The sequence below is a fragment of the Stenotrophomonas maltophilia group sp. Smal32 genome (assembly GCF_030237085.1).
Lineage (GTDB): Bacteria > Pseudomonadota > Gammaproteobacteria > Xanthomonadales > Xanthomonadaceae > Stenotrophomonas > Stenotrophomonas maltophilia_Q.
Genome location: NZ_JASJSI010000103.1, coordinates 1 through 15702 on the forward strand (window position 1 = coordinate 1; position 15702 = coordinate 15702).

A 15702-nucleotide genomic window follows, 5' to 3' on the forward strand; every position below is an offset into this window, starting at 1 on the left:
CCGTAAACCCCCCTCCGGGGGCCGGCCCAGCCGCTGGCGGCTGTGCGTTCGGGCGCTTGCGAAGCGGTGCTTCGCAAGCAAAGCGCCCTCACCCATGGGGGCTCGATGGCGCCTTGCTCGTGTGCGCTGTCCTGCGCACTCAGCAAGACCGGGGTTGGGCGTCCTGCCCAACCCGCCCGAGGCATGCCTCGGGCCCATGGCGCCAACGGTCCTGCCAACCCACACCGCCCCGCCTCTGACAGGTTCACGCGGCTGTTGGTAGGTGTCGACCTTGGTCGACACATCTGTCAGATATCGAAATAAAACTGGGGTCAGATCCGTTTTCCGCAGGAAAACGGATCTGACCCTGCCTGTATGTCGAGCATTGGATCGCGTCTGGGGTGGAGCCCCCTGAGTCAGGGGGCGGCCGCGAAGCGGCGGGGGTGTGGAAGCTGGTAAGTGGGGCCCGCGTTTCGCGCAGCGAAGCGTGGGAGCGACAGCGCGCATGCGTTGGCGCGTCCCCGGGCGCCGCCCGGACGACTACAATCCCGCTCATGCTGAAATTCTCGAATGAACCTCGCCGGGGGCGCCTGTGAGCGGCCGTGCGGGCAACGACGGCCAGGTCCGCATCATCGGCGGGCGCTGGCGCAACACCCGCTTGCCGGTGCCGTCCCTGCCCGGGCTTCGGCCCAGCAGCGACCGCGTGCGCGAGACCCTGTTCAACTGGCTGATGCCCAAGCTGGGCGGTGCACGGGTGCTGGATCTGTTCGCAGGCAGCGGCGCGCTGGGCCTGGAAGCGGTGTCGCGCGGTGCCGCCCACGCCACCCTGGTCGAGCGTGATGCTCAGCTGGGGCGCAATCTGACCGCCGCCGTGGCCAAGCTGCAGGCTACCGAACAGGTCACCGTGGTGCAGGCCGATGCCCTGCGCTGGCTGCAGGGCGCTCAGGCACAGCTGGCCGATCTGGTGTTCATCGATCCGCCGTTCGCCGATGGCCTGTGGCAGGACGTGCTGGCCCAGCTGCCGCGGCACCTGGCCGCCGATGCCTGGCTGTACCTGGAATCGCCGGCCGGCCACGTGCCGGTGCTGCCGCCGGACTGGCTGCTGCACCGCGAGGGCGGCACCCGTGAGGTGCGCTTTGCCCTGTACCGCCGCGCCGCTGCTACACTTTGACTTCATCTGAACATCTGCATCCGCCCATGACCGTGGCCAACCGCCGCATCGCCGTCTACCCCGGCACGTTCGACCCGATCACCAATGGTCATATCGACCTGGTCAGCCGGGCCGCGCCGCTGTTTGAGAAGGTCGTGGTGGGCGTGGCGCAGAGCCCGTCCAAGGGCCCGGCGCTGCCGCTGGAACAGCGCGTGCAGCTGGCGCGTGGCGCACTCGGCCACCATGGCAACGTCGAGGTCATCGGCTTCGACACCCTGCTGGCCCATTTCGTACGTTCGGTCCAGGGCGGGGTGCTGCTGCGCGGCCTGCGCGCGGTGTCCGATTTCGAGTACGAGTTCCAGATGGCCAGCATGAACCGACACCTGATCCCCGAGGTCGAGACCCTGTTCCTGACCCCGGCCGAGCAGCACAGCTTCATTTCGTCCTCGCTGGTCCGCGAGATCGCGCGCCTGGGCGGCGACGTGTCCGGCTTCGTGCCGGCCGCGGTGCTCGAAGCCCTGCGCAAGGTCCGCGAAGCGAAGGCGGCACAGTCGTAAGCCCTGCTGTACCCGCACCCCATTACGTACAACACCACGCACCATTCCGGGAGGAAACCCATGAACACCACCATGCGCGCGATGCTGATCGCTTCATTGGCCCTGGCCTTCACCGCCTGCAAGAAGGAAGAGGCCGCACCGGTCGACGAGGCCAAGCAGGCCCTGGTCGCCCCGGCCAAGGATGACGATGCAGGCTGGAAGAAGTACCTGCAGGAAGTGGCCATCCAGAACATGGGCAACATCACCAACAGCCCGTTCCTGTACTACCTCTCCCCGGAATCGGACCCGGACTTCCAGGCCAAGTACGAGCGCCAGACCGAGAGCGCGACCCAGGCCGTGGCCCGTGGCGTGCAGCCGGGCAACATGCTGGCCTTCGGTTCGTCGGCCTCGGGCAAGATGGCTGACATGATCCAGGCCGTGTTCAAGGACGTGTCGCCGGATTCGATGAAGGGCGTGCGCGTCGTCTTCATCGGCCAGTCGGCCGACAACGCCCGCGTGCAGGCTGCCATCCAGCCGACCGGTGCCGAGTACATTTTCGTCGAAGCCAAGTAATACCGAGCCATGGCGGCCATGTTCCGGCATGGCCCGGGCGGCGCTCCGCAGGGGCGTCGCTGATGACCTGACCGGCCCGCGCGCCCGCGCTGGCCGGTCCTTTGTCCCAGGGCGCGGGCGAGGAGTATCGCCGTGTCGCTGAAAATCAACGAGCTCTGCGTCAACTGCGACGTATGCGAGCCGGCCTGCCCGAACCAGGCCATTGCGATGGGTGAAACCATCTACGTGATCGACCCTGCGCGCTGCACCGAATGCGTGGGTCATTTCGACGAGCCACAGTGCGTGGTCGTCTGCCCGGTCGAGTGCATCGATCCGGACCCGGAGATCGTGGAAACGGAAGACCAGCTGCTGGCCAAGCTGCGCCAGCTGCAGCACGATCACCCCGAACTCTATGCGGAGCCCCCATCCGAATGAAGACGCTGATCGTCCGCCCCCTGTTGCTGCTCGGCCTGCTGCTGAGCCCGATTGCCTGGGCCGACAGCCCGGCCCGTGCCGAGCGCCCCGATGGCGCGGCCATTGCCAGTGGGCACGCGCTGGCGACGCAGGCCGGCATCGACATTCTGGCGCAGGGCGGCAACGCCTTCGACGCCGCGGTGGCAGTGTCGTCCACGCTGGCGGTGGTCGAGCCGATCAGCTCCGGCCTGGGCGGTGGCGGCTTCTTCCTGCTGCATGACGCGGCCACCGGCAAGGACGTGATGCTGGACGCGCGCGAGACCGCGCCGGCCGCTGCAACGCCGCAGGCCTTCCTCGACAAGCAGGGCAACCTCGACCGTGACCGCTCGGTCAACGGTGCCTGGTCGGCCGGTATTCCGGGCCTGCCTGCAGCGCTGGTCGAATTGTCGGCCAAGCATGGCAAGCTGCCGCTGTCGGCCTCGCTGCAGCCAGCCATCCGCATCGCGCGCGAAGGTTTCCCGGTGTACGACCGCATGGCCAAGGGCTATGCCTCGCGTCGTGAGGTGATGGAGCGCTATCCCGGCACGCGCGAGGTTTACCTGCGCAACGGCAAGCCGATCGCCACCGGTGACCTGTTCAAGCAGCCGGAACTGGCGCAGACGCTGGAGCGCCTGGCCGCGGGTGGCTTTGATGGCTTCTACAAGGGCCAGACCGGAAAACTGCTGCTGGCCGGGGTGAAGCAGGCTGGCGGCAAGTGGACCGCTGAAGAGCTGGCCGGCTACCGCGTGAAGCAGCGCGAGCCGATCGTGTTCAACTACAACGGCTGGAAGATCACCACTGCGCCGCCGCCGTCGTCCGGTGGCATCGCGCTGGCCAGCATGCTGCAGATCCTGGAAGGCTGGGACATCAACAAGATGGACCCGGCGCACCGCACCCACCTTGTGGTGGAGTCGATGCGCCGTGCCTACCGCGATCGCACCTTCTTCCTCGGCGATCCGGACTTCGTGCAGATCCCGCAGAAGGTGCTGACCAGCAAGGATTACGCACAGGGCCTGCGCGCCACCATCCATCCGGAGAAGGCTACGCCCAGCGACCTGCTGTCGGGCAATCCGACCCCGCTGGAAGACGACGAGACCACGCACTTCTCGATCATCGACCGCGACGGCAACCGTGTCGGCGCCACCCAGACCGTCAACCTGCTGTACGGCTCGGGGCTGATTCCGAAGGGCACCGGCGTGCTGCTGAACAACGAGATGGACGACTTCGCGCTGAAGCCGGGCACGCCCAATGCGTTCGGTGTGATGGGCTACGAGGCCAATGCACCGAAGCCGGGCAAGCGCATGCTCAGTTCGATGACGCCGACCTTCATGGAGAATGCCGACAAGGTGGTGGTGCTGGGCACCCCGGGTGGCAGTCGCATCATCACCATGGTGCTGCTGGGCATCCTCGGCTACGACGCCGGGCTGGATGCGCAGCAGGTTGCCGCGCTGCCGCGTTACCACCACCAGTGGCTGCCGGACCTGATCGAAGCCGAGGACGATGCGTTCGACGCGGCGACGGTGAAGCAGCTGCAGGCGATGGGCCACAAGATCGACCTGCCGGGCAACGTCGCCGCCGGCGGCCGCGGTTCCAGCCACGTGTGGGGCAACCTGCAGACCGTGGAATGGGACCGCAAGGCCAATAGACTGTTCGGCGGCAGCGACCCGCGCAACCCGGTCGGCAGCGCCCAGGTCGTGCCGGCCCGCTGATGCGGCGGTAGCGCCGGGCCATGCCCGGCGGACGCAAACCTTGAAGCCCCGCCACGGCGGGGTTTTCTGTTTTCTTCCTAGCGATTATTTAACGAGCCGGCGCCGATAATCAGCCCATGAAACTCTGGTCTATTCGTGGAAACTCGCAACGCCTCGATGGCGGCGCGATGTTCGGCAACGCGCCGCGTGCGTTGTGGGAAAAATGGGCGGCACCGGACGAGCTCAATCGCATCGAGCTGGCCTGCCGTGCGCTGCTTGCCAGCCCGCTGGAAGGCAAGACAGTGCTGTTTGAAACCGGTATCGGCGCATTTTTCGATCCGCGCATGCGCGAGCGTTACGGTGTGCAGGAAAGCCAGCACGTGCTGATCGATTCGCTGCGCGAGGCCGGTTTCGAGCACGAGGATATCGACGTGGTGGTGCTCAGCCACCTGCACTTTGATCACGCCGGTGGCCTGCTGGCGGCGTGGAGCGAAGGGCGTGAGCCGGAACTGCTGTTTCCCAACGCGACCTATGTGGTCGGTGCGCAGCATTGGCAGCGCGCCATGCAGCCGCATCCGCGCGACCGCGCCAGCTTCATTCCGGAGCTGCCTGGCCTGCTGCAGGCCAGTGGCCGCCTGGAAGTGGTGGACGGCGAGTACTCGAAGGTACTGGGTCGCAGCGTCCGCTTCAGCTACAGCGATGGTCACACGCCGGGGTTGATGCTGGCCGAGATCGTCGGCCATGCGCACGCCGGCGAGGATGCGCACGGCGGGGTGGTGTTCTGTGCCGACCTGATTCCCGGCCGCTCCTGGGTGCACGTACCGATCACCATGGGCTACGACCGCAACGCCGAACTGTTGATCGACGAGAAGCGGCAGTTCCTTGAGGACAAGCTGGCGCGCAACGTGCATCTGTTTTTCACCCACGATCCGCAGGTGGCACTGGCGCAGCTGGGGCGCGATGACAAAGGCCGTTTCGTGACCCTGCACGAGCAGGGCGAACTGAAGGCGCGCGCGCTGGGGTGAGGGGTGTTGTCGGCGGGGCTTGCAGCCCCGCCTCTGACAGTTGGCTGCGATCTATCGGGGTCGGATCCCGTTGCTGCGCAACGGGCTCTGACCCCATTCGATTGAACTGGACGAGCGATGCTACGAGGCCTTCAGGCAGCTGCTCATGAAGGTCTTGCGCGCATCACCGGCCAGCTTCTTGGCACCCGCGTCAGCGTTGCACTTGCGCATGCGTTCCTGCTGCGCATTGGCCGGCTTGGCTTCGGCGGCGTGGCCACTGAGGCAGGAACTCTGCGCGGTCTTGTAGGCGTCACCCTTCAGGCCCTTGTTCTTGGCCGAGCAGTCGGCCATGCGCTGCTGCTGCGGCGTGGTGGCATTGGCGGCCAGGGGCAGGCTGACCAGCAGGACAGCAGCCAGCAGGAATGAAGCTTTCATCGGGGACACTCCAAGCGGTGGCGGGTGCGCGGAGCATTGGCCTGCTGGCAGCAAGGCCACGTGAAGAAACGTGCCCCGGCCGCCGCAGCCGGCCTGTAGTACAGCGCTTGGGGTAGCGCCTGGGGTCAGATCCCTTTCGGCACGAAAGGGCTCTGACCCCGGTTCGCCGGATCAACCGACGCGGGTACCGAAGATGCGATCACCGGCATCGCCCAGGCCCGGCAGGATATAGCCCTTGTCGTTGAGCTGGGCGTCGATGGCCGCGGTGTAGATCTCCACGTCCGGGTGCACGGCCTTGACCGCTTCGATGCCTTCCGGCGCGGCCACCAGGAAGATGCCCTTGATGCGGCGGGCGCCGGCACGCTTGAGCATGTCGATGGTGGCGATCAGGGTGCCGCCGGTGGCCAGCATCGGGTCCAGGATCAGCGCATCGCGCTCTTCCAGTCGGCCGGTCAGGCGCTCGAAGTAGGGCACCGGCTGCAGGGTTTCCTCATCGCGCTGCAGGCCGACCACGCTGACGCGCGCGGCCGGGATCAGCGACAGCACGCCGCTGAGCATGCCCAGGCCGGCGCGCAGGATCGGCACCACGGTGATCTTGGCACCGGCGATGCGCTGCACGGTGACCGGGCCGGCCCAGCCGGGCAGGGTGTGCGGTTCGGTGTCCAGGTCGGCGGTGGCCTCGTAGGCCAGCAGGGTGCCCAGCTCGTTGGCCAGTTCGCGGAAATCCTTGGTGCTGAGCGCGGCGTTGCGCATCAGGCCGATCTTGTGCTGCACCAGCGGGTGGCGCACTTCGACGATCTTCATGGTCGGGAAGGGGAAGAAGGAGAGAGGCCGCCATTTTGCCGGATTGGGCGCACAACCCCAAACCGGGGCCGGAGACGGCCTGCATGAAATGTGCAGATGCATGTCATTGCCATGCAACCTTGCGGACATACCGTGCAGACCCATTCTTAACAGGAATGGGGATTCCCAGTGCATATCAAGACTCCGTTGGCCGTTGCCATCACCCTGACCCTGGCGATGGGGGCTGCCGCACCGCTGCAGGCCGCCGGGCAGCAGGCGGTCGCCGCCACCGGCGCCGTGGCCGCCGATGCGGTCGACCTGGACCGCATTGAAGTGCGCGCCCAGCTTGAATCGCAGATCCGCGCAGTGGACCTCAAGCGCAGCAGCGACGCGATCGAAGACGCGGTGTCCTCCGACGCGCTGGGCCAGTACCCGGACAAGAACGTGGCCGAGTCGCTGCAGCGGCTGCCGGGCATCAGCGTCACCCGCGACCAGGGCGAGGGCCGCTTCGTGGTGATCCGTGGCCTGGATGCCAATCTCAACAGCGTCAGCGTGGATGGCATCGCCGTGGGTACGCCGGAGGATTCCAGTCGCGCCGCCCCGCTGGACGTCATCCCGTCCGATTCCACCGAGCGCCTGCGCGTGGTGAAGTCACCCACCCCGGACATGCCCGGCGACGCCATCGGCGGCGCGGTGCTGGTCGAGTCGGCCTCGGCCTTCGACCGTGACGGCCGCAGCCTGCGTGGCAAGATCGAAGGCAGCCATCAGCAGCTGTCCGGTGAAACCAGCCCGAAGGCGGCCTTCAACTACAGCGAAGTGTTCAACGACACCTTCGGCGTGGCGCTGGGCGTGAACTACCAGAAGCGCAAGTTCGAGTCGGACAATACCGAAGTGGAGTACGACGGCGAGGATGACGCCGCACCGGGCGACGTCACCGCGATCAACCTGCAGCACCGCAAGTACGAGATCGAGCGCAAGCGCATCGGCGCCAACCTCAACCTCGACTGGCGCCCGAACGAAGACAGCAGGTACTACCTGCGCACGCTGTACAGCCAGTTCGACGATGCCGAAACCCGCCAGCGCGTGATCTTCAACTTCGACGACGCGAAGATGGTCAAGACCGGCACGGACCAGTACCGCCTGGATGGCATGCCGAAGGATTCGATCGACAAGCGCATGCGCTATCGCACCAAGAAGGAAAACACCTTCGCGGCCAGCCTGGGCGGTGAGAACAAGCTGACCAACGCCGTGGTCGACTACAAGGTGGGCTACACCCGCACCGAAGAGCGGGTGAACGATGAGATGGAAGCGCGCTTCAAGCTCAGCGGCAAGGCCTTCAATGGCACGCTTGACCAGAGCAGCCGCCTGCCCAGCTACAGCTTCGACAATCCGCAGTGGCTGGACAACAGCAACTACGCCTTCGACCGCTTCGTGCTCTCGCCCAAGCAGGTCAATGACAAGGAACACAGCGCGCAGGTCAACGTGCGCTTCGACGGCGACAGCGGCAGCATCAAGATCGGCCTGCTGGGCCGCTGGCGCGACCGCGACGTCAATGTCGACGAGAACGAACTGCGGGTCGGCCCGAAGGTCGCGCTGTCGAGCTGGAGCACCTCCTCGCCCGAACACCGCCATGGCAACCTGGGCGACGGCATGGACTCGGCGGCGATGCGCGCGTTCTGGGCGGCCAATGGCAGCCAGTACAGCGCCCGACCGCAGGACATTGGCGGCAACGCGATGACCTCGCTGGAAGAAGACTACGTGGCCAGCGAGGACATCTTCGCCAGCTACGCGATGGGTACCTGGGACATCGGCGCACTGCGCATCATCGGCGGCGTGCGCGTGGAGAACACCCAGTTCAAGGCGACCGGCAACCAGGTGGACGTGGCGGCCAACGGCCGCAGCTTCACCGTCACCCCGCGCGTGGCCAACAGCAGCTACACCAACGTGCTGCCGGGCCTGCACCTGCGCTACGACGCCGCAGACGACTGGGTGCTGCGTGCCTCGGCCAACAAGACCGTATCGCGCCCCTCGTTCGGTGACATTTCACCGCGCGTGGGCTACAGCCGGGGTGACGAGGAAGTGCGCCTGGGCAATCCGGAACTGGACCCGTACGAATCGAAGAACATTGACCTGTCGGTGGAGAAGTACATCGGCACCAGCGGCATCGTCTCGCTGGGCCTGTTCCACAAGTCGATCGACGGCTACATCGTGGAAACCGTGCGCACCAATGATCCGGCCTACGGCGGTTTCGACGTGACCCAGCCGATCAACGGCCGCAAGGCCACCGTGCGTGGTGCCGAGTTCAACTGGCAGCAGCAGCTGGCCTTCCTGCCTTCCGGCCTGGATGGACTGCTGGTCGGTGCCAGCGGCACCTGGCTGGACACCACGTTCGATGCCGGCATCAAGGACCGCCCAGGCGAGGACTTCACCCTGCCGCGTGCCTCCAAGCACGTCTACAGTGCCCATATCGGCTATGAGAAGTACGGTCTGAGTACGCGGCTGGCGGCGGTATACCGCAGCGAGTACCTGGACAGCATCGGCAAGGGCCGCGCCTTCGACATCTACGTTGCGCCGAACACCCAGCTCGACTTCTCGCTGGACTACAGGTTCACTCCACGCGTGAGCATGTACCTGGAAGCACAGAACCTGCTGGACAAGCCGCTTGAGCTGTACCAGGGCACGCGCTCGCGCACGCTGCAGATGGAAGAGTATGGCCGTACCTACGTGCTGGGCCTGAAGGTGGCACTGTGATGGGGCGTCGCATCACCGTCATGGCCGCGGCGCTGACGGCTGCCCTGCTGGCGGGCTGCACGCCGGGCTCCAGCAACGATCCGTCCGTGGCCAAGCCCGGGGCAAAGGCCACGGCCGAGCGTGCGGTGACCACCATCGCCGAGGCATTCCTTTCGCCGATGACGCCGGCCGACAACATCGATTCGCCCGCCGCCTGGCGTGCACCTGACGGAAAGCTGTGGCTGATCGCCACTGCCAAGGCCACCGACAAGCTGGTGGTCTACGACGGCAGCAGCGGCCAGCACCTGCGCGACGTAGGCAGCAGCGGCACCGCGCCAGGGCAGTTCGACCGCCCAAACGGCATCGCGGTGACCGACGATCTGCTGTGGATCGTGGAGCGCGACAATCACCGCGTACAGGTACTGGGCCTTCCGGACTTCACCCCTCTGGCGACCTTCGCTGCGGACGACCTGCGCAAGCCGTACGGGCTGTGGGTCGACCGCCGTGCCGATGGCTACAGCGTCTACGTCACCGACTCCTGGGACAACGGCGAGGATGCACAGGGCCGTGACATCCTGCCGCCGCTGGAGGAACTGGACAAGCGCGTGCGCCAGTACCACGTGACCCGCGACGGTGCGAAGGTCGAAGCGAAACTTGTGGCCAGCATTGGTGACACCACGGAGGCCGGCGCCCTGCGCGTGGTCGAATCGATCTGGGGCGACCCCGAGAACGACCGCCTGCTGATCGCCGAGGAGGACGAGAGCTACGCCAGCGAGTTCAAGGTCTACACGTTGGCGGGGCGTTTCACCGGCACCACCTTCGGCCGTGATGTGTTCAAGGCACAGGCCGAAGGCGTGACCCTGCGCACCTGTGGCAAGGACGGCTGGTGGATCACCACCGAACAGGGCAAGCAGCGCAGCGTGTTCCACTTGTTCGACCGCCATACCCTGAAGCCCGTCGGCGCGTTCCAGGGCAATACCGTGGCCAACACCGATGGCATCTGGATGATGCAGCAGCCCAGCGCGCGCTTCCCCCATGGTGCGCTGTACGCGGTGCACGACGACCAGGGCGTGGTGGCGTTCGACTGGGAGAGCATCGCCAAGCAGCTGGCGCTGCCGCTGGAGTGTGGCGCATGAGCCGGCGTTGCGTGATGCGCACGCTGGTGTTTGGCCTGCTGTTGGCCGTGCCGTCGCTGTCGTTCGCGGCGGCTGAACCGAACACCCAGGTGCCGGCGGGCAGCCGCCATTACGCGGCAACCACGGTGCCTGACCGCATCGTGGCTTCGCCTGCAGCCGATCCCAGCCACGGTTTCGCCGTGGCCTGGCGCACCGACGGCAGTGTGCAGGCGCCGCTGCTGGAAATCGCCCTGGCCGGTGATTCACCCGCCATCGAGGGCATCCGCCAGATCCGTGCGACGACCCGCACACTGCAGACAGAAAACGGTGTATCGCACCATCATCGCGCCGACATCGATGGCCTGAAGCCGGATACGCAGTACGTCTACCGCGTGCAGGGCAATGGCAGCTGGAGCGCCTGGAACCAGCTGCGCACGCTGGCTGCGCCCGACCAGCCGCTGACCCTGCTGTACTTCGGCGATACCCAGAACAAGAACGTCAGCCATGTCAGCCGCCTGGTGCGCGCTGCGCAGAAGGCCGCACCCGGGGCACGCCTGAGCCTGTTCGCTGGCGATCTGGTCAGCGGCGGCGACAACATGGATGACAGCGAGTGGGGGGAGTGGTTTGCCGCCACCGGTTGGCTCGCGCAGGAAACGCTGGTGGCGCCGGCGATCGGCAACCACGAGTATTTCGAGGAGTTCGAGGACACCCCGCAGGAGCGCCGCGTGCTGGGCAGGCACTGGCCGGTGACGTTCGCGCTGCCGGGCAATGGTGCTGCCGCCGCACGGCAGACCAGCTACTGGTTCGATGCGCAGGGCGTGCGCGTGGCGGTGGTCGATGGCACTTCGGCACTCGACCTTGGCACGGCCAAGGCACAGGCGCAGTGGCTGGACAAGGTGCTGACCGGCAATCTGCAGCCGTGGACCCTCGTACTGCTGCACCAGCCGTTCTATTCGCCGCGCGAAGGCCGCGAGAACGCCGCGCTGCGCGACGTGCTGCTGCCGGTGGTACGCCGCCACAACGTCGATCTGGTGCTGCAGGGCCACGATCACACCTATGGTCGCCGTGGCGAAGGGCAGGCCGCGACGCCTCAGTACGTGGTGACTGTAGCCGGACCGAAGCAGTACCGCCTGTCCGATGAAGCGCGCAGGACGATGAACCCAGTGGCCGAAGACACCCAGTTGTTCCAGGTGTTGAACATCGACCCGCAGCGCTTGCGTTATGAAGCGCGCACCGTGACCGGCCGTCTCTACGATGCCTTCGAACTGCGCCGCGATGCCAAGGGGGGGAAACAGCGCATGGAGCTGACCGAAGGCCGCATCACGCCGCGTGACTGCCCGCGTGCGCAGACTGCCAAGGGCCGCGCTGATCGCTGCTGGGAATGAGGAGATCCAGATGAAAACCGTACGCCGTCTTGTCCCCATGGCTGCCATCGGCGGGGCCCTGCTCCTGCTCGCGACAGCGGTGACCGCTGCCGATACCGTGCTGCATCCGTTCCTGGTGGCCCAACCAAGGGAAGCCCCGCAGGAAGTGAATCTGGCGGTGGAGATTCCGGCCGGCAGCTTCACCAAGTACGAGATCAAGGAAGACGGCCTGGTGCATGTGGACCGCTTCCAGTCGATGCCGGTCGCCTATCCGGCCAACTACGGTTCGATGCCGCGCACGTTGGCTGGCGACAACGATCCGCTGGACGCGCTGGTGCTGACCCGTGAACCCCTGTACCCGGGCGTGATCGTGCGCTTCCGGCCGATCGGCTACCTGAAGATGATCGACGGCGGCGAGCACGACGAGAAGATCATCGGCGTGCCGACCGACAAGGTTGACCCGACCTACGCCAACATCCGCGACCTGGCCGATCTGCCGGAGATCGAACGACAGCGCATCGAAGCGTTCTTCCGGGTCTACAAGGACCTGCCGGCCGGGCGCAACCCGGTGCGGCTCAACGGTTGGGGCAACGCCGCCGAGGCGCGGGCACTGATCAGCGAGGCGATGCAGCGCTTCGAAAAGTAGATCCACGCCATGCGTGGATTCAGTCCAGCAACATCTCGATGAACGACTCGGCCTGCAGGCGGTGGCCCAGTACCCGGGCCACCGCCTGTACGGCTGCCTCCTGGTGTTCAGGACGGATGCCGCCATCGTCATCGTCGTTGTAGAGGTCATCGCCGGCACCGAGGTATACCGTGCCGGCCGCCGCCAGCACAGCCATCAGGGTCGGTACGTCGGCAGCGATCTCGCCGGCATCCCGCAGGCCGGCGCCGTGATGGCTGAACAGCACGTGGCCATCATCCAGGTCGAGGATGAACGGATCGGCACTGCGATCGGCAATCACCAGCCAGTTCGATGGCCAGTCTTGGATCGGCTCGCCGCTGATGCCGTGCCAGCGATAGCCGGCCTGGTGACTCCACAGGCGCTGCAGCGGCGGTATCCAGATATCGAGGCCCGGAAGGGTGATGCCGGCGTTGCCCACCTTCGCATTGATCTCATGACCCAGGGGTCCGACCTGCGCGTAGAAGCATGCCAATACAGGCGGTAGCGGGAAAGGTCCCTGCCAGTCACCCTCGTGCTGGGCCCGTAGCAGGCCGAAGCGGGCGAATGGGGCATGCAGATCATCCATGGCGGGGTCCAACGAGGAGCGGCCCGGCAGCCTAGCAGACGGCGTCTGCGTGCAACGCCTTCACCGTCGCTGGCTATCATGTCCGCCTTCCACAACGAAGGCGGTGTCTGTGTCGGTAGCGTTGGTATGGTTCCGCCGTGATCTGCGGCTGCAGGACAATCCGGCCCTGCAGGCCGCGCTGGATGCCGGTCACGACGTGGTGCCGGTCTACATCCATGCGCCGCACGAAGAAGGCGATTGGGCGCCGGGTGCCGCCTCCGATGCGTGGCGCCACCGATCACTGGCCGCGTTGGATGCGGACCTGCGCGCGCGGGGGTCCTCGCTGGTGCTGCGCAGCGGTGACAGCCTGCCGACGCTGCAGGCCCTGATCGAACAGAGCGACGCAGAAGCCGTGTACTGGAACCGCAAGTACGAGCCGGCCACGCAACCTCGTGATGCCACCATCAAGCGCACGCTGCGCGAGCAGGGCATCGATGCGCAGAGCTGTAATGGCAGCCTGCTGTTCGAGCCCTGGGACATCGCGACCCAGCAAGGGCAGCCGTACAAGGTATTCACCCCGTACTGGCGCAACGTGCTAAGCCATTGGCGGTTGCCAGCCTTGCAGGCTGCACCGGAGAAACTGCCGGCACATGAGGTCGACAGCCGCGCGCTGGACGCGCTGCAGCTGGCGCCAGCACTGGACTGGGATACCGGCTTCTGGGAGCACTGGCAGCCAGGCGAGGCAGGTGCGCTGGAAGCACTGTCCGTCTTTGAAGACGGTGCCCTGCGCGGGTACCGCCAGCAGCGCGACCTGCCGGACCGGGTCGGGACCTCGCGGCTGTCGCCGCACCTGCATTTCGGCGAAATCGCACCCTGGCGCATCGCCCACGCGCTGGAAGGGCTGCGCAGTGCCGGCACCGACGCCGACATCGATGGCTACCTGCGCCAGCTGGGCTGGCGCGACTTCGCCTACCACCTGCTGCATCACTTCCCGAAGACGCCCACCGACAACCTCAACCCGCGCTTCGATCGCTTCCCATGGGCAACGCCCAGTGACGCGCAGCTGCGCGATTGGCAGCGCGGCAACACCGGTGTGCCGATCGTCGATGCAGGCCTGCGCGAGCTGTGGCACACCGGCTACATGCACAACCGGGTGCGGATGATCGTCGCCAGCTACCTGTGCAAGCATCTGCGTGCGCACTGGCTGCATGGCGCGCGATGGTTCTGGGACACCCTGCTCGATGCCGACCTGGCCAACAACACGATGGGCTGGCAGTGGGTGGCGGGAACCGGTGCCGATGCCGCACCGTATTTCCGTGTGTTCAACCCCGTGACCCAGGCCGAGAAATTCGATCCGCAGGCTCGGTACATCAGCCGCTGGGTGCCCGAACTGGCCGCACTGCCGGTGAAGGCACGATTCGCGCCCTGGCAGCATCCGTTGCTGCTGGCGGCGCATGCACCGGGCTATCCACGCACGCCGCTGGTGGATCTGGCCGCGGGCCGCGACGCCGCGTTGGCGGCTTACCGCCAGTCGGGGGCAGGGTAAAGAGCGACCTGAGCGATCCGGTCAGTTAGCTGAACGTGGGCCTGTCGCGGTGCCCGATCATCATTCCGGCATCGCATCGGGCTGTTTATTCTCTTTGCGCCCGCAGGCCGCCGGCCGACCGGAAACCAAGGAGAATCTCATGATCCGCAACACCACCCGCAACGTCGCACTGGCCCTGATGAGTGCGGCCGTCCTGTCGGCCTGCGCCACCGGCGGCTCCTACGTACAGAGTGACCAGTACGGCAACCCGACCGAGCAGCAGAACCGCACCGGCCGCAACGCCCTGATCGGCACCGCCATTGGCGTGGCAGCCGGCCTGCTGACCGGCGACAGCGCCACCGAGCGTCGTCAGCATGCCCTGATCGGTGCCGGTATCGGTGCGCTCAGCGGCGCCGCCGTCGGCCAGTACCAGGATCGCCAGGAACGCGCGCTGCGCGAGCGCACCGCCAACACCGGCATCGATGTGCAGCGCCAGGGCGACAACATCATGCTGAACCTGCCGGACGGCATCACCTTCGACTTCGGCAAGTCGACCCTGAAGCCGCAGTTCTACGGGTCGCTCAACGGCGTGGCGGGCACCCTGCGCGATTACAACCAGACCATGATCGAAGTGGTCGGCCATACCGACAGCATCGGCAGCGACGCGGTCAACAACCGCCTGTCGAAGGAACGTGCCGACTCGGTCGCGCAGTACCTGATCGGCCAGGGCGTGCAGAGCGTGCGTATCGAAACGCTGGGCGCCGGCAAGTCGTACCCGATTGCCGACAACAGCACCGATGCGGGCCGTGCCAAGAACCGCCGTGTCGAAATTCGTGTGATTCCGCTCAAGCAGTAACGCGCAGCGTTACAGTTCCGGCGTAGCCGGAACGAAAATGCCGCCCTTGCAGGCGGCATTTTTGTAGGTGCCGAGCTTGCTCGGCACACCGATAGCGTTCCCGTTTGCGGCTTCTCCCTACGGCGCCGACCAAGGTCGGCATCTACCGGAAACCGGGCGTAGCCGGAACGAAAATACCGCCCTTGCAGGCGGCATTTTTGTAGGTGCCGAGCTTGCTCGGCACACCGATAGCGTTCCCGTTTGCGGCTTCTCCCTACGGCGCCGACCAAGGTCGGCATCTACCGGAAACCGGGCGTAGCCGGA

At 66.3% G+C, this 15702-nt stretch carries 15 protein-coding genes; 12 read left to right on the forward strand and 3 right to left on the reverse strand.

Annotation, left to right across the window (positions count from 1 at the left end; genetic code table 11):
• Positions 1-571: 571 nt before the first annotated feature.
• The 6 genes from rsmD (at position 572) to QRO91_RS18405 (ending at position 5383) form a co-directional block, all read left to right on the forward strand.
• Positions 572-1150 carry a 16S rRNA (guanine(966)-N(2))-methyltransferase RsmD gene (gene rsmD / locus QRO91_RS18380; RefSeq protein ID WP_049429083.1) on the forward strand — a complete coding sequence of 193 codons (579 nt, stop codon included), beginning with the start codon at positions 572-574 and terminating at the stop codon, positions 1148-1150.
• A gap of 26 nt (positions 1151-1176) precedes the next feature.
• Positions 1177-1686, forward strand: coding sequence for a pantetheine-phosphate adenylyltransferase (gene coaD / locus QRO91_RS18385; RefSeq protein ID WP_005409091.1), 510 nt, complete (start codon positions 1177-1179; stop codon positions 1684-1686).
• A gap of 60 nt (positions 1687-1746) precedes the next feature.
• On the forward strand, positions 1747-2238 hold the full coding sequence (locus tag QRO91_RS18390) for a hypothetical protein (protein WP_005409092.1): 492 nt from the start codon (positions 1747-1749) through the stop codon (positions 2236-2238).
• A gap of 132 nt (positions 2239-2370) precedes the next feature.
• A complete protein-coding gene (locus QRO91_RS18395; protein WP_004153175.1) occupies positions 2371-2652 on the forward strand; it encodes a YfhL family 4Fe-4S dicluster ferredoxin in 282 nt (93 codons plus the stop codon).
• On the forward strand, positions 2649-4379 hold the full coding sequence (gene ggt, locus QRO91_RS18400; RefSeq protein ID WP_049429084.1) for a gamma-glutamyltransferase: 1731 nt from the start codon (positions 2649-2651) through the stop codon (positions 4377-4379). Before QRO91_RS18395 ends, ggt begins: the two co-directional genes overlap by 4 nt.
• Before the next feature lie 116 nt (positions 4380-4495).
• A complete protein-coding gene (locus QRO91_RS18405) occupies positions 4496-5383 on the forward strand; it encodes an MBL fold metallo-hydrolase (RefSeq protein ID WP_005412984.1) in 888 nt (295 codons plus the stop codon).
• 120 nt (positions 5384-5503) lie between these two features.
• Here QRO91_RS18405 and QRO91_RS18410 read toward each other — a convergent pair whose 3' ends face one another.
• Together QRO91_RS18410 and upp are read right to left on the reverse strand one after the other, a co-directional pair.
• Positions 5504-5797: a PsiF family protein gene (locus QRO91_RS18410; protein ID WP_012479780.1), complete on the reverse strand. Its 294-nt coding sequence runs from the start codon at positions 5795-5797 to the stop codon at positions 5504-5506.
• A gap of 171 nt (positions 5798-5968) precedes the next feature.
• Positions 5969-6601, reverse strand: a complete 633-nt coding sequence (upp, locus tag QRO91_RS18415; protein WP_005409099.1) for a uracil phosphoribosyltransferase — start codon at positions 6599-6601, stop codon at positions 5969-5971.
• A gap of 216 nt (positions 6602-6817) precedes the next feature.
• Between upp and QRO91_RS18420 the strand changes: the two genes are divergently transcribed.
• Genes QRO91_RS18420 through QRO91_RS18435 form a run of 4 tightly spaced genes read left to right on the forward strand, consistent with a single transcriptional unit; the run spans position 6818 to position 12435 of the window.
• Positions 6818-9331, forward strand: coding sequence for a TonB-dependent receptor (locus tag QRO91_RS18420; protein WP_404830274.1), 2514 nt, complete (start codon positions 6818-6820; stop codon positions 9329-9331).
• A complete protein-coding gene (locus QRO91_RS18425; protein WP_049426849.1) occupies positions 9331-10446 on the forward strand; it encodes a phytase in 1116 nt (371 codons plus the stop codon). The genes QRO91_RS18420 and QRO91_RS18425 overlap by 1 nt, the downstream gene beginning before the upstream one ends.
• Entirely contained in the window at positions 10443-11810 is a 1368-nt protein-coding gene (locus QRO91_RS18430) for a metallophosphoesterase family protein (protein WP_100443615.1), read from the forward strand. The genes QRO91_RS18425 and QRO91_RS18430 overlap by 4 nt, the downstream gene beginning before the upstream one ends.
• A 10-nt stretch (positions 11811-11820) precedes the next feature.
• On the forward strand, positions 11821-12435 hold the full coding sequence (locus tag QRO91_RS18435; RefSeq protein ID WP_049427048.1) for an inorganic diphosphatase: 615 nt from the start codon (positions 11821-11823) through the stop codon (positions 12433-12435).
• Between the two features lie 19 nt (positions 12436-12454).
• On the opposite strand, the gene QRO91_RS18440 is transcribed toward QRO91_RS18435, so the two are convergent.
• Positions 12455-13039 (reverse strand): SMI1/KNR4 family protein, encoded by a 585-nt coding sequence (locus tag QRO91_RS18440; protein ID WP_049427049.1) that lies wholly within the window; start codon positions 13037-13039, stop codon positions 12455-12457.
• Between the two features lie 109 nt (positions 13040-13148).
• Between QRO91_RS18440 and QRO91_RS18445 the strand changes: the two genes are divergently transcribed.
• Complete coding sequence (locus tag QRO91_RS18445; protein ID WP_049427050.1) at positions 13149-14564, forward strand: deoxyribodipyrimidine photo-lyase; 1416 nt, start codon at positions 13149-13151, stop codon at positions 14562-14564.
• Positions 14565-14703: 139 nt separating this feature from the next.
• A complete protein-coding gene (locus tag QRO91_RS18450) occupies positions 14704-15399 on the forward strand; it encodes an OmpA family lipoprotein (protein ID WP_010484399.1) in 696 nt (231 codons plus the stop codon).
• Positions 15400-15702 lie beyond the last annotated feature (303 nt).

What these genes read in the sequence shown, in the direction of transcription:
- QRO91_RS18430 (WP_100443615.1), top strand. Translation starts at nt 10,443, where the DNA reads ATGAGCCGGCGTTGCGTGATGCGCACGCTGGTGTTTGGCCTGCTGTTG.
- QRO91_RS18390 (WP_005409092.1), top strand. Translation starts at nt 1,747, where the DNA reads ATGAACACCACCATGCGCGCGATGCTGATCGCTTCATTGGCCCTGGCC.
- upp (WP_005409099.1), bottom strand. Translation starts at nt 6,601, where the DNA reads ATGAAGATCGTCGAAGTGCGCCACCCGCTGGTGCAGCACAAGATCGGC.
- QRO91_RS18420 (WP_404830274.1), top strand. Translation starts at nt 6,818, where the DNA reads ATGGGGGCTGCCGCACCGCTGCAGGCCGCCGGGCAGCAGGCGGTCGCC.
- QRO91_RS18405 (WP_005412984.1), top strand. Translation starts at nt 4,496, where the DNA reads ATGAAACTCTGGTCTATTCGTGGAAACTCGCAACGCCTCGATGGCGGC.
- QRO91_RS18450 (WP_010484399.1), top strand. Translation starts at nt 14,704, where the DNA reads ATGATCCGCAACACCACCCGCAACGTCGCACTGGCCCTGATGAGTGCG.
- ggt (WP_049429084.1), top strand. Translation starts at nt 2,649, where the DNA reads ATGAAGACGCTGATCGTCCGCCCCCTGTTGCTGCTCGGCCTGCTGCTG.
- QRO91_RS18410 (WP_012479780.1), bottom strand. Translation starts at nt 5,797, where the DNA reads ATGAAAGCTTCATTCCTGCTGGCTGCTGTCCTGCTGGTCAGCCTGCCC.
- QRO91_RS18435 (WP_049427048.1), top strand. Translation starts at nt 11,821, where the DNA reads ATGAAAACCGTACGCCGTCTTGTCCCCATGGCTGCCATCGGCGGGGCC.
- QRO91_RS18425 (WP_049426849.1), top strand. Translation starts at nt 9,331, where the DNA reads ATGGGGCGTCGCATCACCGTCATGGCCGCGGCGCTGACGGCTGCCCTG.
- coaD (WP_005409091.1), top strand. Translation starts at nt 1,177, where the DNA reads ATGACCGTGGCCAACCGCCGCATCGCCGTCTACCCCGGCACGTTCGAC.
- QRO91_RS18440 (WP_049427049.1), bottom strand. Translation starts at nt 13,039, where the DNA reads ATGGATGATCTGCATGCCCCATTCGCCCGCTTCGGCCTGCTACGGGCC.